This is a genomic window from Nocardia wallacei (assembly GCF_014466955.1).
Classification (GTDB): domain Bacteria; phylum Actinomycetota; class Actinomycetes; order Mycobacteriales; family Mycobacteriaceae; genus Nocardia; species Nocardia wallacei.
Window position 1 is genome coordinate 5524219 of record NZ_AP023396.1, and the last position, 21696, is coordinate 5545914.

Genomic DNA, 21696 nt, shown 5'->3' on the forward strand with positions numbered 1-21696 from the left:
GGGTAGCACCCCGGACACGGCACGCCCTGTGCTACGCGCCGCGGCGGCGAGTGCAAGGATGGAGACCCGGAACATGAACCACACACGGATCTCCGGTGCCACACAGAATGTTCGGTGGCAGTTCGGGCAGCCGCCGCGATCGCGGTGGGCGCCCGCCGAGAGACGAACTGTTGTAGACCCGTCGAGCAGTTAGAGGAGTCAACGGACATGGCCTTCTCCGTCCAGATGCCAGCGCTTGGTGAGAGCGTCACCGAAGGCACCGTGACCAGGTGGCTGAAGCAGGAAGGAGACACGGTCGAGGTCGACGAGCCCCTGCTCGAAGTCTCCACCGACAAGGTCGACACCGAGATCCCCTCACCGGCCGCCGGCGTGCTGACCAAGATCGTGGCCCAGGAGGACGACGTCGTCGAGGTCGGCGGCGAGCTCGGCGTGATCGGTGAGGCCGGCGAGGCCCCCGCAGCCGAGCCGGCCCCTGCCCCCGAAGCCGCCGCCCCGGCACCCGCCCCCGAGCCCGCACCGGCTCCCGCGGCCGCCGCCCCCGCTGCGGCGCCCGCACCGGCGTCGGCCCCCGCGCAGTCCGCCGCGAGCGGCACCCCGGTGAAGATGCCCGAGCTGGGCGAGTCGGTCACCGAGGGCACCGTGACGCGCTGGCTCAAGCAGGTCGGCGAGCAGGTCGAGGTGGACGAGCCGCTGCTGGAGGTGTCCACCGACAAGGTCGACACCGAGATCCCGTCGCCGGTGGCCGGCACACTGCTGGAGATCAGCGCGAACGAGGACGACGTCGTGGCCGTCGGCGGCCAGCTCGGCGTCATCGGAAGCGGTTCCCCCGCCGCTGCTCCCGCGCCAGCCCCGGCCCCCGCACCGGCGCCCGCGGCTCCGGCTCCGGCGCCCGCGCCGCAACCGGCACCCGCACCCGCCGCGCAGCAGGCACCGGCACTGCAACCCGCCGCCGCGCAGCAGGCGCCCGCGCCCCGGCCCGCCCCTCAGCAGGCTCCGGCACAGCCGCCCGCTCCGGCCGCCTCCGGCGGCAACGGCGAGGCTCCGTACGTGACCCCGCTGGTCCGCAAGCTGGCCGCCGAGAACAACGTCGACCTCGCATCGGTCAAGGGCTCGGGCGTGGGCGGCCGCATCCGCAAGCAGGACGTGCTCGCCGCCGCCGAGAGCAGCAAGCCCGCGGCGGCACCCCAGCCCGCCGCCGCACCGGCCGCGGCCCCGGCGCAGTCCTCCGCTCCCGCCGCCTCGGTCGGTGTCCGGCCGCAGCTGCAGGCGCTGCGCGGCACGGTCCAGAAGGCCAGCCGCATCCGCCAGATCACCGCGGTCAAGACCCGCGAATCGCTGCAGGCCACCGCGCAGCTGACGCAGACCCACGAGGCCGACGTCACCAATATCGCGGCGCTGCGGGCCCGCGCCAAGGACGCGTTCAAGGAGCGCGAGGGCGTCAACCTGACGTTCCTGCCGTTCTTCGCCAAGGCCGCGGTCGAGGCGCTGGGCGTGCACCCGAACATCAACGCCTCCTACAACGAGGACACCAAGGAGATCACCTACCACTCGGCCGTGCACCTGGGCATCGCGGTGGACACCGAGCAGGGCCTGCTCTCCCCGGTCATCCACAACGCCAGTGACCTGTCGCTGGCCGGCCTGGCGCGCGCCATCGCCGACATCGCCAACCGGGCCCGCACGGGCGGCCTGAAGCCGGACGAGCTGGCCGGTGGCACCTTCACGATCACCAATATCGGCAGCCAGGGCGCGCTGTTCGACACCCCGATCCTGGTGCCGCCGCAGTCGGCGATGCTGGGCACGGGCGCGATCGTGAAGCGGCCGGTGGCGATCGCCGACAACGGCAACGAGTTCATCGGCATCCGCTCGATGTGCTACCTGCCGCTGACCTACGATCACCGCCTGATCGACGGCGCCGACGCGGGCCGCTTCCTCACCACCATCCGGCACCGGCTGGAGGAAGCCGCGTTCGAGGCCGACCTGGGCCTGTAACAGGAGACTCGGTGACCGCATGAAGGTTGTGATCGCAGGGTCCCCCAGGATGAGCGGGACGGCCCGATGGAGGTCGTGATCGCCGGATCGTCCGGGATGAGCGGGACGACGCTATGAAGGTCGTGGTCGCGGGATTCTCCGTGAGCGGGACGGCCCGATGAAGGTCGTGATCGCCGGATCCTCCGGGTTGATCGGGACGGCTCTGGTGGCGGCGCTGCGACGGGACGGGCACGAGGTGGCTCGCCTGGTGCGCCGCCCCGCGGCCGGTCCCGACGAGTTCTCCTGGGATCCGGTCCGCGCCCGGGTGCCGCAGCCGGCGCTGCGGGACACGGACGCGGTGGTCAACCTCTGCGGCGCCGGTCTCGGGTCCCGGCGCTGGACCGGCAGCTTCAAGCAGGAGCTGCGCGACAGTCGCCTCACGCCCACCGACGTGCTCGCCGAGGCGGTCGCCGCCGCGGGGGTGCCGACGCTGGTCAACGCCAGCGGCGCGCACTACTACGGCGGTGCCACCGGCGACCGCGTGATGACCGAATCCGATTCCGCCGGAACGGGTTTCCTCGCCACCCTGTGCCGCGACTGGGAGGGTGCGACGCAGCCCGCGGCGGAGGCGGGCGCGCGTGTGGTGTTGCTTCGCAGCGCCGTCGTGCTGGCCCGCCGCGGCGGCCTGCTGGGCATGCTGCAGCCGCTGTACTCGCTGGGTCTGGGCGGCCGATTGGGCAACGGCCGCCAGTACCTGCCGTGGATCTCGCTCGACGACGAGATCGGCGGCATCGTGTTCGCCCTCACCCACGACACCGTGTCCGGCCCGGTGAACCTGACCGGCCCCGCCCCGGTGACCAACGCCGAATTCAACCGCGCCCTCGGCCACGCCATGCACCGCCCGGCCCCGTTCGTCGTCCCCGCCGTCGCCTTGCGCCTGGCCCTCGGCGAGTTCGCCGACGAGGCGATCCTGCACGGTCCCCGCGCCATCCCCACGGTCCTGGAAGCGGCCGGATATCGCTTCCAGCACAACACGATCGGCGAGGCCCTGGCCGCGGCCGTAGGCAGATCCGCCTGATCCACGGTAATTCCCGGACTATCGGTACAGCCGTTCGATATCGCGCGCCGCCGCGACGGCCGCCGCCTCCGGATCGCCGCCCGCCACCACCGCGACCTCCATCCGGGCCAGTGCCGCCCAGGTCTGTCTCATCTGCGGGAACGACGGCATCGGACGACCCCGAGCGCACAGTCGCGCATAATCCGCGACCGCCGGATCGTCGGGTACGCGGTGCGTGCCGACCGGCGCGACCACGTGCCGGCACAGCGCGTCCATCACGTCGTCGTGCGCGAGGTAGTCGGCGAACAGGTCGAGCGCGGTCACCCGGCTGCGGCCGTGCCGTGCCAGCATGAGCCCGTGCACCGCGGTGAAGGCCGGTTCCGCCCGCGCTCCGTCGAGTCCGGGCACGGCGCTGACCGCCACCGGAACCTGCGCGGCCCGAATCGGTTTCAGCGCGTCCGCGGTGGTGACGAGAAACGGCGCGCGGCCGGAGACGAAGAGTTCGAGCGCCTCGGCCTTGCCGACGGAGCGGCGCAGCACGCCCATGCCCGCCTCACCCAGTTCGCGCAGGCACTCGAGGGCGGCCACGGATTCCGCGGTGGCCAATCGGACCCGGGAGGTGTCCCAGCCGTCTGCCGTCGTATCGAACAGCCGTCCCCCGGCACCGGCGAACAGCGGCCACATCTGGAACGGCTCGCCGTCGGCGCCGACCCGCAGGGCGAGCGGCTCACGCACTCGCCCCTCCGCCCGCAACGCCAGACCGATCTCGAGCAATTCGTCGAGGCTCGACGGCGCGTCCGGGACGAGGTCGGTGTTCCGGAGCAGCGCCGTGGTGTCGATGGTGGTGGGAATCCCGTAGAGCCGCCCGTCGACGGTGAGCGCCTCCAGCGTCCACGCGGGGAACGCGGCGCGATGGTCGTCGGTCAGCAGGATCGGCGCGATCGAGTTCCGCTCGATGAGTTCGCCGATCCAATCGTGCGGGTAGACAGCGGCATCCGCGTCCGGGATGGCCGCCAGCTCGTCGGTGATCCGGTCGAGAGTCAGGGTGCGGCCCTCGGTGACGAACGAGACGCCGACGCCGTAGGTGTCGCGGAAGTCGTCCTTGAAGTTCGACAGGGCCTCGGACCGTACGCCGTCGGCCACCACGGTCACGTGCGGCTGCAGTTCCTGCAACCGCCCGTACTGGTTGCGCTGCCAGCGCACCCCGGACGCATCGGTGAAGGTCACCATCACCCGGCGCACCGCGCGCCGCCGCTCTGCGGGCCCGGCGGAGATCCGGAGGAAGATCGGGTCCGGCGCGGGCGGCACCACCATGTGCTGGATCTTCGCGCCCTCGCCCGTTCCGTCGACCGGCAGGATCGTCGCGTACAGCTGATACACGGGCGCCTCGGAGGCATTGCGCACGAAGACACCCGGCTCACCGTCCGCGTTCTCGCCCCACCACGCCGAGATCCGCGCGGCCTGGCTGCGACGTTCGAATAGATCCTGCTTCTCCCGGCGTTCGGCATCGACCCGATCGCGCTCCGACTCGATCCCATAGGTGCGCCTGGCCACGACGACCGCGATCGAGGCGAACACGAGCGCCAGCAGTGACCCGGCCCCCTGCATCCACTCCGGCGCCTGCTCCACCACCCCCGCGGCCATGTGCTACTCCTGCCGTGCTGCCCGGACGACCTCCCTGCATCTTGGGTCCTGCGGCGCGTACTGTCCACCGAGTCGGAAGATCCTCCGGCGCAACGACACTCACAGCACACGTCGGCAACCCCGCCCGTCCGGACCTACTCCCAGATCAGCGGGCCGCGACCGACCCGGACCACTGCGGATCGCCGCGCACCGCTACCGTTTTCCCGGTGGGTGAGAACGGAGCGGTCGGTGTGGTGATCCGGGATGCGCGGGAGACCGATCTGCCGGAGATCCTGGCGATCCACAACCACGCCATCGCCGCGACGACCGCGATCTGGGACACCGAGACGGTCGGGCTCGAGGAACGGCGCGCATGGTTGCGCGAGCGCCGGGCCGGTAGCTACCCCGTGCTCGTCGGGGAGATCGACGGCGCGGTCGCGGGATACGCGAGTTACTCGCAGTGGCGGCCGAAATCGGGCTACCGGCAGACCGTGGAGAATTCGGTGTACGTCGCCGACAGCTATCAGCGCCGCGGCGTCGCCACCGCCCTGCTGACGGAGTTGCTGGCGCGGGCCGAGCGGTCCGGCCGGGTGCACGCGGTGATCGCCGCGATCGAGTCCGCCAACACCACCTCGATCACGCTGCACCAGCGGTTCGGCTTCCGGGTCATGGGCGAATTGCCCGAGGTGGGACAGAAATTCGGCCGCTGGCTGGATTTGACGTTGATGCAGTTGACACTGCCCGCCGACCCTGTCCCCGAGGCCGGTAACCATGGCGTAACCTCGCTCTGGTGAGCGAGCCTGCCAGCGCACCTTCCACCCGGGGCGAGCCTACGAGCAAACCCGCGCCGCCCGGCGTCGCGGCCACCGACGGCCACCGCGCCGCACGCTCGGCCCGCTACGACGACGCCCCCGTGCTCGTCGAGCATCTGGGCCTCATCGACTATCACAGCGCGTGGGACATTCAGCGCACCATCGCCGCGGAGCGAGCCGAGGGCCGCGGCCAGGATCGGCTGCTGCTGCTCGAGCACCCCTCGGTGTTCACCGCCGGCCGCCGCACCGAACCGGGTGACCTGCCGCTCGACGGCAGCCCGGTGGTCCGGGTCGACCGCGGCGGCAAGATCACCTGGCACGGCCCCGGGCAATTGGTCGGCTACCCCATCGTGCGTCTGGCCGAGCCGGTCGACGTCGTCGATTACGTGCGCCGCTTGGAGGAGGCCCTCATCGCCGTGTGCACCGGCTTCGGCGTCGACTGTGGCCGGGTGTCGGGCCGCTCCGGTGTCTGGGTGCCGGCGACGGCCGCGCAGCCGGAACGGAAGGTCGCGGCGATCGGCGTGCGGGTGCAGCGCGGCGTCGCCCTGCACGGCATCGCCTTGAACTGCAATTCCGCCCTGGAAGGCTTCGAGACGATAGTGCCCTGCGGCATCCACGACGCCGGGGTGACGACACTGAGCCGAGAGCTGGGCCGCGAGGTCACCGTCACCGAGGCCCTCACGCTGGTCTCGGATGCGATCCTGCGCGCGCTCGACGGCACGCTGCCCGTCGCCGACCACGATGTAGCCCGGGTCACACCCCTCGCTACCGGGAACGGAGCACCCGTCGAGGCCGAATGATCACGGCGTAGCATCGGTTCGGTGACCTCCGTCGACACCCCGACATCGAACCGCTCGGCACCACAGCACGCCGCAGCGCCCAACGGCCGCAAGCTGCTTCGCATCGAGGCCCGCAACGCGGAGACCCCGATCGAGCGCAAGCCGTCGTGGATCCGCACCCGCGCCACCATGGGCCCGGAGTACTCGGAACTCAAGGGCCTGGTCAAACGCGAAGGGCTGCACACGGTCTGCGAGGAGGCGGGCTGTCCCAACATCTTCGAATGCTGGGAGGACCGCGAGGCCACCTTCCTCATCGGCGGCGAGCAGTGCACCCGGCGCTGCGACTTCTGCCAGATCGACACCGGCAAACCGGCCGCGCTGGATCGCGACGAGCCGCGCCGCGTCGCCGAGAGCGTGCAGACCATGGGGCTGCGCTACTCGACCATCACCGGTGTCGCGCGCGACGATCTCGAGGACGGCGGCGCCTGGCTGTACGCCGAGACGGTGCGCGCCATCAAGCGGCTCAACCCGCACACCGGCGTGGAGCTGCTGATCCCCGACTTCAACGCGATTCCCGAGCAGCTGGCCGAGGTGTTCTCCGCCCGGCCGGAGGTGCTGGCGCACAACGTGGAAACGGTGCCCCGGGTCTTCAAGCGCATCCGCCCCGCCTTCCGCTACGAGCGGTCGCTGCGGGTCATCACCGCCGCCCGCGAGGCCGGGCTGGTCACCAAGTCCAACCTGATCCTCGGCATGGGCGAGACCCCGGAGGAGGTCACGCAGGCGATGCGCGACCTGCACGAGGCCGGGTGCGACATCCTCACCATCACCCAGTACCTGCGGCCCTCGCCGCGGCACCATCCGGTCGAGCGCTGGGTGAAGCCGGAGGAGTTCGTCGAGCACTCCCGGGCCGCCGAGGAGATGGGTTTCGCCGGTGTCATGGCCGGGCCGCTGGTCCGTTCCTCCTACCGCGCGGGCCGGTTGTACGCCCAGGCCATGCAGCGCCACGGCCGCGAGCTGCCCGCCGAGATGGCCCACCTCGGCGACGAGAGCACCGCCGCGCAGGAGGCCACCTCGGTGCTGGCCCGCTTCGGTTCCTGACCCCGGCCGGGATCTGACGAATCGCTGACAGGCCGCGGCCTCCGGTGGGAAGCTCGGACTATGGCCGAGCGAGCGAGCACATCGGCAGGCGCCAACGGCGCGACCATCACGGCCGAGCGCCCCGACACGATCCGCAACGTCGTCCTGGTCGGCCAGAGCGGCTCGGGCAAGACCACGGTGGTCGAGGCCCTCGCCGTCGCCACCGGTGCGGTCACCCGGGCCGGCCGGGTCGAGGACGGCACGTGCGTCTCCGACTACGACGACATCGAACAGCGACAACACCGGTCCGTCCAGCTGTCGGTGGTACCGATCGGCTGGGACGGAATCAAGATAAACCTGCTCGACACACCGGGTTACGCCGATTTCGTCGGGGAGCTGAGGGCCGGTCTGCGCGCCGCGGACGCGGCCCTTTTCGTCGTCTCGGCCGCCGCGGGCGCGGCGGGGGTGGGCGGGCAGACGATGGCGCTGTGGGAGGAGTGCGCGAGCGTCGGCATGCCGCGCGCGCTGGTGATCACCCATCTCGACGCGGCCCGCGCCGATTTCGACGAGATCACCGCGACCTGCCGCGAGCTGCTCGGCGGCGGCGCGGCGGAAAGCATGCTGCCGCTGCACCTTCCGGTGTACGGGCCGCGGGGCGCCGACGGGCACCGGCCCGTGACCGGCCTGATCGACCTGCTGAGCACGCACGTCTTCGACTATTCGCAGGGTGCGCACACCCAGGCCGAGACCACCCCGGACCAGGCGGCGCTGATCGACGAGGCGCGCGGACGGCTCATCGAGGGCATCATCGCCGAGAGCGAGGACGAGACCCTCATGGATCGCTACCTCGAAGGCGCGGAGATCGATCTCACCACCCTGGTCACCGATCTGGAGCGGGCCGTGGCGCGCGGCACCTTCCATCCCGTCCTGATCGCGGCGCCGCCGCCGGAGGGCGCCCGCGAGGGGCTGGGCATGGTCGAGATCCTGGAGCTGATCACGCGCGGATTCCCTACTCCCGCAGAGCATCCCGTGTCGGCGTCGGGGCTCGACGGTCAGCGCCCCGCCCCGCTGTCCTGCGATCCGGACGGCCCGCTGGCGGCGGAGGTCATCCGCACCGCATCCGATCCGTACGTCGGGCGGCTGTCGCTGGTGCGGGTGTTCTCCGGGACGCTGCGCGCCGACGAGACCGTGCACGTCTGCGGGCACGGCCCGGTCCAGGAGCGCAATCACGACATCGACGAACGGGTGGGCGCGGTGTCGCTGCCGTTCGGCAAGCAGCAGCGCCCGCTGGGCCGGGCCATCGCCGGGGACATCGCCTGCGTGAGCAAGCTCGGCCACGCCGAGACCGGTGACACGCTGTCGGCCAAGGACACTCCGCTGCTCATCGAGCCGTGGCGGATGCCGGAACCGTTGCTGCCGGTGGCCATTCGCGCGCACGGCAAGGCCGACGAGGACAAGCTGTCGCAGGGACTGGCGCGGCTGGTCGCGGAGGATCCGGCGGTGCGACTGGAACAGAACGGCCAGACCCGTCAGCTGGTGCTGTGGTGCCTGGGCGAGGCGCACCGGGAGGTCGCGCTGGAACGGCTGCGGTCGCGGTTCGGCGTACAGGTGGACACGATCGAGCACCGGGTCGCGCTGCGCGAGACGTTCGCCACCACCGCCTCCGGGCGCGGGCGTCACGTCAAACAGTCCGGCGGGCACGGCCAGTACGCCATCTGCGAGATCGAAGTGGCGCCGCTGCCGGAGGGCTCGGGCATCGAGTTCGTCGACAAGGTGGTGGGCGGGGTCGTGCCGCGGCAATTCATTCCGTCGGTCGAGAAGGGCGTGCGAGCGCAGGCGGCCAAGGGGGTGGCTACCGGATATCCGCTGGTGGATGTGCGGGTGACACTGTTCGACGGCAAGGCGCATTCGGTCGACTCCTCCGACGCCGCCTTCCAGACCGCGGGTGCGCTGGCGTTGCGGGAGGCCGCCGCGGCCGCGCGCATCAGCCTGCTGGAACCGATCGCCGAGGTGGCGGTCACCGTCTCCGACGATTACGTCGGCGCCGTACTGAGCGATCTGTCGAGCCGCCGCGGCCGCGTCCTCGGCACCGAACCGACCACCGGGGCGCGCACCGTGATTCGCGCCGAGGTCCCCGAAATCGAACTCAGCCGCTACGCCATCGATCTGCGTTCGCTCGCGCACGGCAGCGCCCAGTTCACCCGCGCCTACCTCCGCCACGAGCCGATGCCCGCGCAACGCGCCGAGGCCCTGCGAGCCGAGTCGAACAACTCGGGCTGAGGCCCCCCGCGTCCCCCCGCCGAAGCGACCGGGCATTCCCGATATCCTGGTGTCCATGGCAGCAGGTAAGGGCGGGAAGCCGTCCAAGGAAGCGAAGGCCGCGGCGAAGGCGGCGCGCAAGCAGGCGTCGAAGGAGCGGCGCCAGCAGCTCTGGCAGGCGTTCAACATGCAGCGCAAGGAAGACAAGCTGCTGCTGCCGCTGATGCTCGGCGCGTTCCTCGGCATCGCCGTGGTGCTGTTCGTGATCGGCCTGTTCGTGCACCTGCAGTGGTTCTTCCTGCCGGTGGGTCTGCTGCTGGGCGCGCTGGTGGCGTTCATCATCTTCGGTCGCCGGGTACAGCGCAACGTGTACGCCAAGGCGGAGGGCCAGGCGGGCGCCGCCGCCTGGGTGCTGGACAATCTGCAGGGCAAGTGGCGTGTCACCCAGGGCGTCGCGGCGACCACTCAGCTCGACGCCGTGCACCGGGTGATCGGCCTGCCGGGTGTCATCCTGGTCGCCGAGGGTTCTCCGTCGCGCCTGAAATCCCTGCTGGCGCAAGAGAAGAAGAAGACCGCCCGGCTCGTCGGCGATACTCCGATCTACGACGTCGTCATCGGCAACGAGGAGGGCCAGGTCCCGCTCAAGGGCCTGCAGCGCTACCTCACCAAGCTCCCCCGCAATATCGACACCAAGCGCATGGACCTCATCGAGGGCCGCCTCTCGGCGCTCGCGACCCGCGGCGGCCCCGCTCTGCCGAAAGGCCCGCTGCCAAGCGGCGCGAAGATGCGTGGAATGCAGCGCACGATCCGCCGCCGCTGAAATCTCGCGTCAGGCCCGCGTCGAGTACTGCAGACGCGGGCCTTCGTATGCCGTCCTGGCGCTTCAGGACGCTGGGCTTCACAATGCCTGCCCGGCACTCCGCACTCCGACTTCGTATGTCGCGGAACTCCCTCGGTGGAGCGAGCATGCACGCGGTCAGCGGGCGCGGACGAGGGCGGTGCCGGTGGCGCGGTCGTGCATGCCGCGGCCGTCGGAGTCGGTGAACAGGGCGGGCACCACGAAGATCAGCAGCACCTGCCGGGCCAGGGCGCGCACGAATCCGACCGTGGCCTCGGCATCGATCCGGATCACCCGCAGGCGCAGGAAATACTGCCCCGGAGTGAACCCGAACAACGTCACCGTGACGACACCGATCACGAACCACACCAGCAGCGTGAGCGTGTTGATCGACCCGCCCCGCGCGATGATCGCGGCGATCCCCATGGCGATGAACCAGTCGACGAACAGCGCGACGATCCGCCGCAGCAATGACACCAGCGACCCGGCGCCGTCTTTCGGCAGCCCCAGCAGCTCCCCCGGATATTCGCCCGCACCCGGCTGGTCCGGGTCGGCCGCATCGGGTCCGGACAACCAGGAACCGGTGATTCGCGCCATGCCCCCAGCTTAGGCCGCGGGTCGGAGTCGACCGCATCACACCCGGGGGGCATCGCCCACGCGGTGCGCTGTCTCCGCGCGACTCACGAGCCGATGGTTGCGCGCGGGAAGCTCTCCGCCCCGGACACCGCGCGCGGGGTGGTTCTCAACACATGTTCGCCGGGTCTTCGCGCACACCGGTATCCGGGTAATGGCAGGATATGCGTGCTGGTCGGGCGTCGATCGGCCCCGGGCGCGGTATCGATCCGCTCGGTCCGGGGCAGACGCCTGCGGCTAGCAGTACGTGTAACACTGGCGAAACACAGTCTTGATTGTCGGGAAACACCGCGTCCATAGCGTTCATCTGCGACACCCAGCAATCGGCACAGGCTGGGAACCGATCCGTAAGGAGTACTAAGTGGCGTTCAGCACGGCCGACGAGGTCATCAAGTACATCAAGGAGGAGGAGCTGGAGTACGTCGACGTCCGGTTCACCGACCTCCCGGGTGTGCAGCAGCACTTCTCGATCCCGGCGAAGGCGTTCACCGCCGACCTGGCCGAGGAGGGCCTGGCATTCGACGGATCGTCGGTGCGCGGTTTCCAGTCGATCGACGAGTCGGACATGTTGCTGCTGCCCGACTTCAGCACCGCGCGCGTGGACCCGTTCCGGGCGGCGAAGACGCTGAACATGAACTTCTTCGTGCACGACCCGTTCACCCGCGAGGCCTACAGCCGCGACCCGCGCAACGTCGCCCGCAAGGCCGAGGAGTACCTGCGCAGCACCGGCATCGCCGACACCGCGTACTTCGGCCCCGAGGCGGAGTTCTACATCTTCGACTCGATCCGCTACGACTCGGCGATGAACGGCTCCTTCTACGAGATCGAGTCGGTCTCGGGTTCGTGGAACACCGGCGCGGAGTTCAACCCGGACGGCACCCTCAACCGCGGCTACAAGGTCCGCAACAAGGGCGGCTACTTCCCGGTCGCTCCGTACGACCACTACGTCGACCTGCGCGACAAGATCTCGACCAACCTGCAGAACGCCGGCTTCGAGCTGGAGCGCGGCCACCACGAGGTGGGCACCGCCGGACAGGCCGAGATCAACTACAAGTTCGACACCCTGCTGGCCGCCGCCGACGACCTGCAGCTGTTCAAGTACATCGTCAAGAACACCGCGTGGGCCGAGGGCAAGACCGTCACCTTCATGCCGAAGCCGCTGTTCGGCGACAACGGCTCGGGCATGCACGTGCACCAGTCGCTGTGGAAGGACGGCAAGCCGCTGTTCCACGACGAGGCCGGCTACGGCGGGCTGTCGGATCTGGCACGGCACTACATCGCCGGCATCCTGCACCACGCGCCGTCGCTGCTGGCGTTCACCAACCCGACGGTGAACTCCTACCACCGCCTGGTCCCGGGCTTCGAGGCCCCGATCAACCTGGTGTACTCGCAGCGCAACCGCTCCGCGGCCGTGCGCATCCCGGTCACCGGTAACAACCCGAAGGCCAAGCGCCTCGAGTTCCGCGCGCCGGACTCCTCGGGCAACCCGTACCTGGCCTTCGCCGCCATGATGATGGCCGGCCTGGACGGCATCAAGCGCAAGCTCGAGCCCGCGGCCCCGGTCGACAAGGACCTCTACGAGCTCCCGCCGGAGGAGGCCAAGAACATCCCGCAGGCCCCCACCAGCCTGGCGTCGGTCATCGACAAGCTGGAAGAGGACCACGAGTACCTCACCGAGGGCAACGTCTTCACCGAGGATCTGATCGAAACCTGGATCACCATCAAGCGCGAGCAGGAGATCGCCCCGGTCAACCTGCGCCCGCACCCCTACGAGTTCGAGCTGTACTTCGACGTGTAAGTCGTCGTACCGCAAGCATTCTCACGGAGCCCCAGCCGAGTCCGGCTGGGGCTCCGGCGTTCCCGGAGCGCCTGTGGTGTTCGCCGAAGCCGTCCACAATGCTGCCTGTAGCCGCGGATCATGGGACCGCGCGGCGGATTGCACGACCTCCGGATGTCCGCGGATCTCGAAGAGTCCGCCGGGACCGTAGTACTCGCCGCCGCGGGCGGTGGGGTCGGTGGCGGCGCGCAGGGTCGGCAGCGCACCCATGGCCGGGGTGCGGCCGAACAGCTTGGCAATGGCCAGGTTCGGGATGCGGAACCACGGTGGGGAATACCGGAAGACCTCGGTACTCGCGCCGCCGGGGTGGGCGGCCAGCGCGGCCACCGGGCGGCCCGCCGCGCGCAGCCTGCGATCCAGTTCGTAGGTGAACAGCAGGTTGGCAAGCTTGGAATCCGCGTATGGGCTGATGCCGCAAGGCTTTCCGGTCTCGTCGAAGCGTCCGAAGCGATGTCCGATGCTGCTCACGGTGACGACGCGACCGCCCGGCGCGAGCAGGTCCAGCAGCAGGACGGTGAGCGCGAAGTGGCCGATGTGGTTGATGCCGAACTGAACCTCGAGGCCGTCGGCGGTGTGACCGTCCAAGCCCGTGACTCCGGCATTGTTGATCAGCAGGTCGATCCGATCGTGGCGCCGGATCTCGGCGGCCGCCGTGCGGACGGATTCCAGCGACCCCAGGTCGAGCCGCACCGTCTCGACCGTCGCGCCCGGCGCCGCCGCGCGGATGCGCCGGGCCGCGTCGGCCGCCCGCTCGGGGTCGCGGCAGGCCAGCAGGACCGTCGCGCCCCTGGCCGCGAGCGCCCGTGCCGTCTCGTACCCGATTCCGGTATTCGCGCCGGTCACCACCGCGACCCGGCCGCGTTGATCCGGCATGTCCGCCTCTGTCCACATGTCCGCTCCTAAGATGAACCAACTGTTCATATTAAAAATGAACTACTCGTTCATGTATTGTCAAGAGCGACCGACGACAGGGAGCTTCCGATGACCGCACGAACGCCGCGCCGGGCCGACGCGCAACGCAATCGGGAGGCGATCCTGCGCGCTGCCCGCGACCTCGTGATCGCTCGCGGGCCGCAGGTCGGCATGGACGAGATCGCTTCCGCCGCAAGCGTTGCCGTCGGCACGCTGTACCGGCACTATCCGACGAAGCAGGACCTGATCGAGGCGATCGTCACCGAACTCGAAGCCCGGATCTCCGCCTCGCTGGACGACGCGGCCGCTCGCGTGCGCGCCCGCGAATCCACCGCGCTGGACGAGATCGTCCGCCTGCTCCACCAGGTCACGGTCGAACTGCGTGAGGAGCGGCTACTCCGGCACACCGTCACCGACCATGCGGGCGATGCCCTGCACCGGCTCCGGAACAATGCCGCCGCGGCGGTCGCACGGCTGATCGCCGCCGCCCATCGCGACCACAGCCTTTACGCCGATGTCACGGTCGACGACGTGATCCTCCTGCTCACCACCGCGCCGGACGACAACGCCACGCGCGCAACACAATCCCGCTGGCTGACCCTCGCGCGCCGCGCGCTGTCCCCCGAGCCGGACCAGGCTTCGGGCACACAGCAATGAACTCCCGAGGTTCACGACTCAGCGCTCCAGATGCGGGTTCAGCGGTCGAGGCCCCGCAATCCACGACCCGGCACTACAGGTGCGGGCACAGCGGTCGAGGCCCCGCAATCCACGACCCGGCACTACAGGTGCGGGCACAGCGGTCGAGGCCCCGCAATCCACGACCCGGCACTACAGGTGCGGGCACAGCGGTCGAGGCCCCGCAATCCACGACCCGGCACTACAGGTGCGGGCACAGCGGTCGAGGCCCCGCAATCCACGACCCGGCACTACAGGTGCGGGCACAGCGGTCGAGGCCCCGCAATCCACGACCCGGCACTACAGGTGCGGGCACAGCGGTCGAGGCCCCGCAATCCACGACCCGGCACTACAGGTGCGGGCACAGCGGTCGAGGCCCCGCAATCCACGACCCGGCACTACAGGTGCGGGCACAGCGGTCGAGGCCCCGCAATCCACGACCCGGCACTACAGGTGCGGGCACAGCGGTCGAGGCCCCGCAATCCACGACCCGGCACTACAGGTGCGGGCACAGCGGTCGAGGCCCCGCAATCCACGACCCGGCACTACAGGTGCGGGCACAGCGGTCGAGGCCCCGCAATCCACGACCCGGCACTACAGGTGCGGGCACAGCGGTCGAGGCCCCGCAATCCACGACCCGGCACTACAGGTGCGGGCACAGCGGTCGAGGCCCCGCAATCCACGACCCGGCACTACAGGTGCGGGCACAGCGGTCGAGGCCCCGCAATCCACGACCCGGCACTACAGGTGCGGGCTCAACGGTCGAGGCCCCGCAATCCACGACCCCGGGTATTTCAGGTGCGGGCTCAGCGGTCGAGGTGCGGATGGCAGCCGAGGGAGGCGCTGTACACGGCCGGGCGACGATCGGCGGCGGGGCGGGGCGTGCGCTCGGCACCACGGAACCGGCCGAGCGCGCGGCGGGCACGGTCACCGAGCGCGGGCAGCGAGGGACGGTTTTCGAAATGCGGAAGATGAACGTGGATCACAACAAACTCCCTTCACCGCCAACCGAGCGAGACCCCCATTCTTCCACCAATAGGTGGTCCGCACCGTCAATTTTCCCGCCCTTGCCGACCCCGAGATAGGGTGAGATGATTCGGTAGTAACTTTCTCATGTTGTCTAGTGGTCAGAGGAGATCACCATGACCGCGTCGGTAGCCCGGATCGACCGCACCGCCAGCGAACTTCCGCCCCGGCAGCCCTTCCGCCCGGGTACCAAGATGTGGGACGAGACGGGGCTGATCACCTTCTCGCTCACCGCCGGTTCGGCGTTCCTGCTGCAGACCATGGAGCCCACCATCGCCGCGGTCGTGGACGAGCACTCGACCTTCCGTACCGATCCGATGGGCCGTGCCACGCGCAGCCTCGCCTCGGTGATGATGTGGATCTACGGCGGCGAGGAGGCGCTGGCCGAGGCGGACCGGCTGCGCAAGATGCACGCGACGCTGAACACGGTCGACGCCGCGGGCGTCCAGCACAAGGCGCTGTCGTCCGGTCCGTGGGCGTGGGTGCTGCACACCGGCACATTCGCCTTCACCGAGGGCAACCGATACTTCACCCGCAAGCCACTCACCGCCGCGGAGAAGGACGAGTACTACCGCGAGACCGTGCAGTTGATGCGCAATTTCTCGGTGCCGCCCAAGGAGATTCCGGCGACCTTCGGCGATTGGCAGAAGTGGTTCGACGAGATGGTCGACAACCATCTGGTGGCAACCGATGTCGCCCACGACTACCTGCGAGTCATCCGCCATATCGCCCCGCCGACCTTCCTGCCGCGCGTGCTGGCGCCGCTGTGGCGGGCCGTCACCGCGCCGATCGGCCGCATGCAGTACTTCTGCACCGTCGGCACCACCCCGGAATCGGCCCGCCGCAAACTCGGTCTCACCTGGACCCCCGCCGATGAACGCAAACTCCGCGTACTCGGCTGGGTCATCGGCCGCACAGTACCGATGCTCCCCGAGCGGATCCGCTACTTCCCCATCGCCTACGAGGCCCGGCGTCTGGAACGCGACCGCGCCCGGCTGCGGAAGATGATCGACCTGCGCCCGCGCTGACGCGACGACGCGGCGCGGTGGTGCTTCGCCGCCGGGGCGCACGTGCTGAACAATGCAACGGTGACAGTTTCCTCTCTCGAGCGTGGTAACCGATGACCAGCACGCCCGCGGCGACCGGCGTAGACGACCGGACCGCCGAACGGCTGGCCGCGGCGCTGCGCTGTGCGACCGTCTCCTCCGACACCGGTCCCGCGTCCTGCGCGGCCGAGGCCGAGTTCGACAAGCTGGCCGCACATCTGGAGCAGTGCTTCCCGCTGGTGCACGCGGAGCTGGAGCTCACCCGTTTCGGCCACAGCCGCCTGTATCGCTGGGCGGGCGCCGAAACCGGCACGGCGGCGATTCTGCTGGCGCATCTGGACGTGGTGCCCGTGGACGACGAGCAGCGCTGGACCCATCCGCCGTTCGCGGGCGCGGTGGACGACGAGTTCGTGTGGGGTCGCGGCGCCATCGACGACAAGAGCCGGGTACTGGCGATCCTGGAAGCCGTCGAGGCGGCGCTGGCCGCGGGCCGCCGGCCGGACCGGACGATCTTTCTCGCCTTCGGCCACGACGAGGAGGCGCTCGGCTGCGAGGGCGCCGCCCGGATGGCCGCGCATCTGCGTTCGCTGCGGGTGCGGGCGGATCTGCTGATCGACGAGGGCGGCGTGGTGACCGACGGCATTGCGCCGGGCGTGCGGCGCCCCACCGCCTTTCTGATGCTCGGCGAAAAAGGCTGGGCGACAGTGCGTCTGGCCGTGACCGACCCCGGCGGGCATTCCTCGATGCCCGGCCGCCAGACCGCGGTCGGGCGGATCGCGCGGGCGGTGGCGCGGCTGCAGGACCGGCCGATGCCCCTGCGCATGCCACCGGTGACCGCGGACATGCTCACCCGCATCCGCCCTGCCCTGTCCACGCTCCCCCGCGCGGCGCTGGGCCTGCTGCCGCAGGCGAACGCCGCGGTGACACGGCTGATGGCGGCGCGACCGCAGACCGAGGCGCTGGTGCGCACCACCACGGCGCCGACCGTCATCCGCGGCGGCGTGAAGGCGAACGTCCTGCCCCAGTCGGCGGAGGCGTTGGTGAATTTCCGCATTCTGCCCGGAGATTCGGTGGCCGGGGTGCTCGAGCACTGCCGCCGCGTGGTGCGCGACAGCGGAATCGACCTCGAGCTGGTGGGAATGTCGTCGGAGCCCTCGGACATCACCGGGCCCGGCCCCGCCTTCGAGATCGTCGCCGACATCGCCCGCGCCGTGGTGCCCGGTGCGGTCGTCACCACCGGAATCGTCCCCGGCGCCACCGACTCTCGCTATTACGACGGCCTCGCCGCCACCCGCTGCAATTTCGCCCCGGTCATCCTCGACGCCGCGGACCTGAAACGCATCCACGGCACGGACGAACGCCTCTCCCGCACCAACTACGCCCGTCTCATCGACTTCAACCGACGCCTGATGGACCACTACACCCGCCGGACGTAACCCGCCGACCGAACTCGTACCGGGACTCGGCAGGCACGGCCCCCGGCATTTCGCCTGGCTCACACTCCCCGAGACGAATCGGTAGACGATCGGCATGTCCCGCGCACCTGCACCTCGGGCCGACCGGAACGTGCGAGACTGGGCGGCGGTGCGGGGCGGCGGACGGAGGAACGATGACGCGGACCGAAACCGGGGAGTTCGAGGGGCGGGGCGGGACCGTGTTCTGGCGGGCCTGGCTGCCGGATGAACAGGCGCGGGGAGTCGTCGTGCTCGTGCACGGCGTGGCCGAGCACTCCGGGCGCTACGAGCATGTCGGCAAATGGCTGGCGGACAACGGCTTTGCCGTATACGCCCCCGACCACATCGGACACGGCCGCTCCGCCGGAGCCAAGGCGAACATCGATTCGGTCGACGGTGCGGCCGACAATGTCGCGACGCTCCTCCGAACCGCGAGCGCCGCGCACCCCGACGTGCCGAAATTCCTTGTCGCGCACAGCATGGGCAGTCTGATCACGCTCTACCTCGCCACCCGCGCGCCCCTGGACGTGGCGGGCATCGCGGTATCGGCGCCCCCACTGGTCATCTCCGCGGGCAATCCGCTGCAACGGCTGCTGGCTCCGGTACTGAGCCGGCTGACGCCGGGACTCGGTGTGCTGCAACTGGATTCATCCGCGATCAGCCGCGACCCGGAGGTGGTCCGCGCCTACGACGAGGATCCACTCGTATTCCGCGGCAAACTCCCCGCCCGCACCGGCGCGGAAATCCTCCGGGCCACCGAGATCGTGTCCCACCGCCTGGACCGCCTCACCGTCCCCACCCTCGTCCTGCACGGCACCGCCGACGCCCTCGCCGCCCCGGACAGCGCCGACCTCATCGAACAGCACGCAGCCACCCCCGACCTCACCGTCAACCGCTACCCCGGCCTCTACCACGAAGTCTTCAACGAGCCGGAACAAGAAACCGTCCTCACCGACCTCACCACCTGGCTACACCAGCACCTACCCGCCTGAGCGGCGTACCCGCCCGAGAACGCGCGATCGGCGGACGCCATGTTGTGCCTGGGTGGTGCGTTGATCGCCCCGGGCGAACTACTCGGCCTCGCCCGCCATCGCACGATCCCCAATCGGCCCGTAAGATGACCGGAACTGTTCAGCTGGTGGCAACCGGGCGCTGCTAGCGTGCGCGCGTGCCTGCACGCTTGGTGGTGAGTGTCCATGACGTGGCTCCGGCGACCGCTGCCGAGACCGAACGGTGGTGTGCGGATGCCGATGCGTTCGGAATTCCGGTGTCGCTGTTGGTGATTCCGGGGCCGTGGCGGGGAACGAGTTTGGCCGACGCGCCGGAGTACGCGACATTTCTGCGGGCGCGACGTGCGCGCGGTGACGAGATCATGGTGCACGGCTGGGAGCATCGAGCGCTGGGAACGGGTCCGTTGCCGCGGCGCGCGATCGCCCGGCTGGTCGCTCGCGGGGCCGCCGAATTCGCCGCGCTCGACGCCGAGGCGGCCGAGATGCGGCTGCGCCGCGCCACCACGGTGATGGGCGAGTTGGGCTTGAACAGCACGGGATTCACCCCGCCCGGCTGGCTGGCGTCGCCCGCTGCCGAGCAGTCCTTGCGGCGGGCGGGGTTCTCGCACACCACGGATCATTTCGGCGTGCGAGACCTCCGCTCCGGCAGACGAATCCGTGGATTCGCCCTTTCCCAGCGCCCGGGTGGCGGCGGGGAGCGCACCGCGGCGCGGCTGATGCAGACGCTCTCCCGGCGGACCGCGGCCCGCGGCGGTTTCGTCCGCATCGCACTACATCCCGACGACCTCCACCGCCCCGCCCTGCGCGAGGCCGCCCTCCGCGCGATCGACGCGGCACTCTCGGCGGGCGCGAACGCCACCACCTACGCCGAGGTGATCGGGTGACCTCCCGCGCCGGGCGCCCGACACCGCTCGTCCGGGCACCTGCGGGGCGCCGGAGAGAACCCGGCCCCGAGCACCTACGACTCGGGGCCATCTGTTCCGCGCGTCCTCGAAATCTCGTGCGCACCAGCCGACGCCGATGCGCGCGTCGCCGGTCTGTCTTCAGTGGGACACGATCGGGTTCGGCGTCAGGGGTCCGCTGATGCGGATAGTCCAGCTGGCGAACTTCTACACCCCCGCCTCGGGTGGTCTGCGTACCTGCGTCGACGAGATCGGGCGCGGGTATGTGGCCGCCGGGCATGAGCGCGTGCTGGTGGTACCGGGGTTGGTCGATGCGGACGAGCACACGGCGGCGGGACGTCGAATCACCGTGCGGGGGCCACGTTTCGGCAGCGCCGGGTATCACGTGCTCACCGCCCGGCGCACCCGCCCACTCCTGCGGCACCTGCGGCCGGACGTGCTGGAGTGCAGCGACAAGCTGAGTATGCGGTGGCTCGCGCCGTGGGCCCGGCGAACCGGTGTGCCGCTGGTCCTGTTCTCGCACGAGCGCATCGACGCCATCCTGCGGACCCGTGTGCCACCGGGATTCCCGCTCGTCACCGCCGCCGACCTGGCCAATCGGCGGCTCGCGGCCCGGGTGGAGCGCATCGTCGTCACCTCCGAGTTCGCCCGCGCCGAGTTCACCCGCATCGGCGCCCGCAATGTGCACCGCATTCCGCTGGGCGTGGACCTCGACACCTTCCGGCCGGCAGCTACCTCGACGGCCGAACGTGGCAGGCCGACGACCGAATCCGGTAAGCCACAGCTGATCCTGGTGAGCCGACTGTCCCGCGAGAAGCACCCCGAGCGCGCGATCGAAGCGCTACAGTTGCTGCGGCACAAGGGAATCGACGCCGACCTCACCGTGGTCGGCGACGGTCCCCTCCGCGCGGACCTCGAGCATCTCGCCGCCGGACTACCGGTGCGCTTCCAGGGCCATGTCCCCGGTCGAAAAGCGGTGGCGGACATGATCGCCGCGGCGGATATCGCCTTGTGCCCCTCTCCCGCGGAAACATTCGGCCTGGCCGTGCTGGAAGCCCTCGCCTGTGGCACCCCTGTGGTCGTTCCGCACGCGGGCGCTGCCCGCGAACTCCTCGGCAGCCCGGGGTCCGGCCTCGCATGTGACGGCACCCCAGCAGGTCTCGCGACCGCGACGCGCGACCTGCTGTCCCTCCCCCTCGCACAACGCCGCCGCGCCGCCCGCCACAGCGCCGAACGCTTTCCTTGGTCGCGCACGGTCACCGGAATGCTGGACCTCTACGAGAACTTCGAACCTGCCCTACGCTCCGCCTGACGATCCGCACGCAGGTGGTGACGGCGATGCGGGCCCGGCTACTCGCCGCCACGACTCGTGAAGTCGAAGGATCCGCCGTCGATACCCCAGGAGATGATGCGGTCCGGGTGAATCCGGATCACCGCCCGCTCCTGGGGCGGGAACGGCGGCTCCTCGTCCGCGAGCGCCACGGCCGTGCCCCGCACCTCGATACCGCGAATCACGTACGGCTCCAGGGAAACCTGCTGGTCGACAACGAACGACACCCGGCTGCCCGCCTCGACGTTGCGATACTTCCGGCTGGCACGCATCCGCATTCCCCCGATATCGATCGTGCCGTCGGCGTTCACCCGGTAATTGGTCGGGTTGTTCTGCACGACACCGTCGGGCGAGACGGTCGCCAGCCGGCCGATCCCGGCCTCCGCGAGGAACTGCTGTTCGTTGCTGGTGAAGGTCATGTCGGTTACTCCTAGGCTCCAATTTCTAGCGTCGCTAGA

General features: G+C 70.2%; 19 protein-coding genes. 14 read left to right on the forward strand and 5 right to left on the reverse strand.

The window, feature by feature from the left end; translation table 11 throughout:
• Positions 1–207: 207 nt before the first annotated feature.
• On the forward strand, positions 208–1989 hold the full coding sequence (sucB, locus tag NWFMUON74_RS24345) for a 2-oxoglutarate dehydrogenase, E2 component, dihydrolipoamide succinyltransferase (RefSeq protein WP_187684109.1): 1782 nt from the start codon (positions 208–210) through the stop codon (positions 1987–1989).
• Positions 1990–2146: 157 nt separating this feature from the next.
• Entirely contained in the window at positions 2147–3046 is a 900-nt protein-coding gene (locus NWFMUON74_RS24350) for a TIGR01777 family oxidoreductase (RefSeq protein ID WP_187684110.1), read from the forward strand.
• A gap of 18 nt (positions 3047–3064) precedes the next feature.
• On the opposite strand, the gene NWFMUON74_RS24355 is transcribed toward NWFMUON74_RS24350, so the two are convergent.
• The gene (locus tag NWFMUON74_RS24355) at positions 3065–4669 is read right to left on the reverse strand and encodes a sugar ABC transporter substrate-binding protein (protein WP_187684111.1); all 1605 of its coding nucleotides are present in this window, start codon (positions 4667–4669) and stop codon (positions 3065–3067) included.
• A 230-nt stretch (positions 4670–4899) separates the two neighbouring features.
• Between NWFMUON74_RS24355 and NWFMUON74_RS24360 the strand changes: the two genes are divergently transcribed.
• Genes NWFMUON74_RS24360 through NWFMUON74_RS24380 form a run of 5 tightly spaced genes read left to right on the forward strand, consistent with a single transcriptional unit; the run spans position 4900 to position 10395 of the window.
• The gene (locus tag NWFMUON74_RS24360) at positions 4900–5442 is read left to right on the forward strand and encodes a GNAT family N-acetyltransferase (RefSeq protein ID WP_187689395.1); all 543 of its coding nucleotides are present in this window, start codon (positions 4900–4902) and stop codon (positions 5440–5442) included.
• Positions 5439–6260 carry a lipoyl(octanoyl) transferase LipB gene (gene lipB, locus NWFMUON74_RS24365; RefSeq protein ID WP_187684112.1) on the forward strand — a complete coding sequence of 274 codons (822 nt, stop codon included), beginning with the start codon at positions 5439–5441 and terminating at the stop codon, positions 6258–6260. Before NWFMUON74_RS24360 ends, lipB begins: the two co-directional genes overlap by 4 nt.
• Positions 6261–6281: 21 nt before the next feature.
• Positions 6282–7337, forward strand: a complete 1056-nt coding sequence (lipA, locus tag NWFMUON74_RS24370) for a lipoyl synthase (protein WP_187684113.1) — start codon at positions 6282–6284, stop codon at positions 7335–7337.
• Between the two features lie 60 nt (positions 7338–7397).
• Positions 7398–9596: an elongation factor G-like protein EF-G2 gene (locus NWFMUON74_RS24375; protein WP_187684114.1), complete on the forward strand. Its 2199-nt coding sequence runs from the start codon at positions 7398–7400 to the stop codon at positions 9594–9596.
• Between the two features lie 55 nt (positions 9597–9651).
• A complete protein-coding gene (locus NWFMUON74_RS24380) occupies positions 9652–10395 on the forward strand; it encodes a DUF4191 domain-containing protein (protein ID WP_187684115.1) in 744 nt (247 codons plus the stop codon).
• Positions 10396–10551: 156 nt separating this feature from the next.
• Here NWFMUON74_RS24380 and NWFMUON74_RS24385 read toward each other — a convergent pair whose 3' ends face one another.
• A complete protein-coding gene (locus NWFMUON74_RS24385) occupies positions 10552–11010 on the reverse strand; it encodes an RDD family protein (protein ID WP_187684116.1) in 459 nt (152 codons plus the stop codon).
• Positions 11011–11407: 397 nt separating this feature from the next.
• Between NWFMUON74_RS24385 and glnA the strand changes: the two genes are divergently transcribed.
• Positions 11408–12844 carry a type I glutamate--ammonia ligase gene (glnA, locus tag NWFMUON74_RS24390; protein ID WP_187684117.1) on the forward strand — a complete coding sequence of 479 codons (1437 nt, stop codon included), beginning with the start codon at positions 11408–11410 and terminating at the stop codon, positions 12842–12844.
• 21 nt (positions 12845–12865) lie between these two features.
• Here glnA and NWFMUON74_RS24395 read toward each other — a convergent pair whose 3' ends face one another.
• A complete protein-coding gene (locus NWFMUON74_RS24395; protein ID WP_187684118.1) occupies positions 12866–13774 on the reverse strand; it encodes an oxidoreductase in 909 nt (302 codons plus the stop codon).
• A gap of 90 nt (positions 13775–13864) precedes the next feature.
• Here NWFMUON74_RS24395 and NWFMUON74_RS24400 point away from each other — a divergent pair, with 90 nt between their 5' ends.
• The gene (locus NWFMUON74_RS24400; RefSeq protein WP_187684119.1) at positions 13865–14452 is read left to right on the forward strand and encodes a TetR/AcrR family transcriptional regulator; all 588 of its coding nucleotides are present in this window, start codon (positions 13865–13867) and stop codon (positions 14450–14452) included.
• 824 nt (positions 14453–15276) lie between these two features.
• Here the strand turns inward: NWFMUON74_RS24400 and NWFMUON74_RS24405 are convergent.
• Positions 15277–15456, reverse strand: a complete 180-nt coding sequence (locus NWFMUON74_RS24405) for a hypothetical protein (protein ID WP_187684120.1) — start codon at positions 15454–15456, stop codon at positions 15277–15279.
• 156 nt (positions 15457–15612) lie between these two features.
• Here NWFMUON74_RS24405 and NWFMUON74_RS24410 point away from each other — a divergent pair, with 156 nt between their 5' ends.
• From NWFMUON74_RS24410 to NWFMUON74_RS24430, 5 genes are all read left to right on the forward strand, one after another.
• On the forward strand, positions 15613–16524 hold the full coding sequence (locus tag NWFMUON74_RS24410; protein WP_187684121.1) for an oxygenase MpaB family protein: 912 nt from the start codon (positions 15613–15615) through the stop codon (positions 16522–16524).
• Between the two features lie 92 nt (positions 16525–16616).
• Complete coding sequence (locus NWFMUON74_RS24415; protein WP_187684122.1) at positions 16617–17978, forward strand: M20/M25/M40 family metallo-hydrolase; 1362 nt, start codon at positions 16617–16619, stop codon at positions 17976–17978.
• Between the two features lie 173 nt (positions 17979–18151).
• The gene (locus NWFMUON74_RS24420; RefSeq protein ID WP_187684123.1) at positions 18152–18988 is read left to right on the forward strand and encodes an alpha/beta hydrolase; all 837 of its coding nucleotides are present in this window, start codon (positions 18152–18154) and stop codon (positions 18986–18988) included.
• A 176-nt stretch (positions 18989–19164) separates the two neighbouring features.
• Entirely contained in the window at positions 19165–19890 is a 726-nt protein-coding gene (locus tag NWFMUON74_RS24425) for a DUF2334 domain-containing protein (protein WP_187684124.1), read from the forward strand.
• A 199-nt stretch (positions 19891–20089) separates the two neighbouring features.
• Positions 20090–21220, forward strand: a complete 1131-nt coding sequence (locus tag NWFMUON74_RS24430; protein WP_187684125.1) for a glycosyltransferase — start codon at positions 20090–20092, stop codon at positions 21218–21220.
• 38 nt (positions 21221–21258) lie between these two features.
• On the opposite strand, the gene NWFMUON74_RS24435 is transcribed toward NWFMUON74_RS24430, so the two are convergent.
• On the reverse strand, positions 21259–21657 hold the full coding sequence (locus NWFMUON74_RS24435) for a PPOX class F420-dependent oxidoreductase (RefSeq protein WP_187684126.1): 399 nt from the start codon (positions 21655–21657) through the stop codon (positions 21259–21261).
• Between the last annotated feature and the right edge of the window lie 39 nt (positions 21658–21696).

Excerpts from the sequence above, each read along its gene's own strand:
- sucB (WP_187684109.1), top strand. The coding sequence starts at position 208 with ATGGCCTTCTCCGTCCAGATGCCAGCGCTTGGTGAGAGCGTCACCGAA.
- NWFMUON74_RS24350 (WP_187684110.1), top strand. The coding sequence starts at position 2,147 with ATGAAGGTCGTGATCGCCGGATCCTCCGGGTTGATCGGGACGGCTCTG.
- NWFMUON74_RS24355 (WP_187684111.1), bottom strand. The coding sequence starts at position 4,669 with ATGGCCGCGGGGGTGGTGGAGCAGGCGCCGGAGTGGATGCAGGGGGCC.
- NWFMUON74_RS24375 (WP_187684114.1), top strand. The coding sequence starts at position 7,398 with ATGGCCGAGCGAGCGAGCACATCGGCAGGCGCCAACGGCGCGACCATC.
- NWFMUON74_RS24380 (WP_187684115.1), top strand. The coding sequence starts at position 9,652 with ATGGCAGCAGGTAAGGGCGGGAAGCCGTCCAAGGAAGCGAAGGCCGCG.
- NWFMUON74_RS24385 (WP_187684116.1), bottom strand. The coding sequence starts at position 11,010 with ATGGCGCGAATCACCGGTTCCTGGTTGTCCGGACCCGATGCGGCCGAC.
- NWFMUON74_RS24395 (WP_187684118.1), bottom strand. The coding sequence starts at position 13,774 with ATGTGGACAGAGGCGGACATGCCGGATCAACGCGGCCGGGTCGCGGTG.
- NWFMUON74_RS24400 (WP_187684119.1), top strand. The coding sequence starts at position 13,865 with ATGACCGCACGAACGCCGCGCCGGGCCGACGCGCAACGCAATCGGGAG.
- NWFMUON74_RS24410 (WP_187684121.1), top strand. The coding sequence starts at position 15,613 with ATGACCGCGTCGGTAGCCCGGATCGACCGCACCGCCAGCGAACTTCCG.
- NWFMUON74_RS24415 (WP_187684122.1), top strand. The coding sequence starts at position 16,617 with ATGACCAGCACGCCCGCGGCGACCGGCGTAGACGACCGGACCGCCGAA.
- NWFMUON74_RS24420 (WP_187684123.1), top strand. The coding sequence starts at position 18,152 with ATGACGCGGACCGAAACCGGGGAGTTCGAGGGGCGGGGCGGGACCGTG.
- NWFMUON74_RS24430 (WP_187684125.1), top strand. The coding sequence starts at position 20,090 with ATGCGGATAGTCCAGCTGGCGAACTTCTACACCCCCGCCTCGGGTGGT.
- NWFMUON74_RS24435 (WP_187684126.1), bottom strand. The coding sequence starts at position 21,657 with ATGACCTTCACCAGCAACGAACAGCAGTTCCTCGCGGAGGCCGGGATC.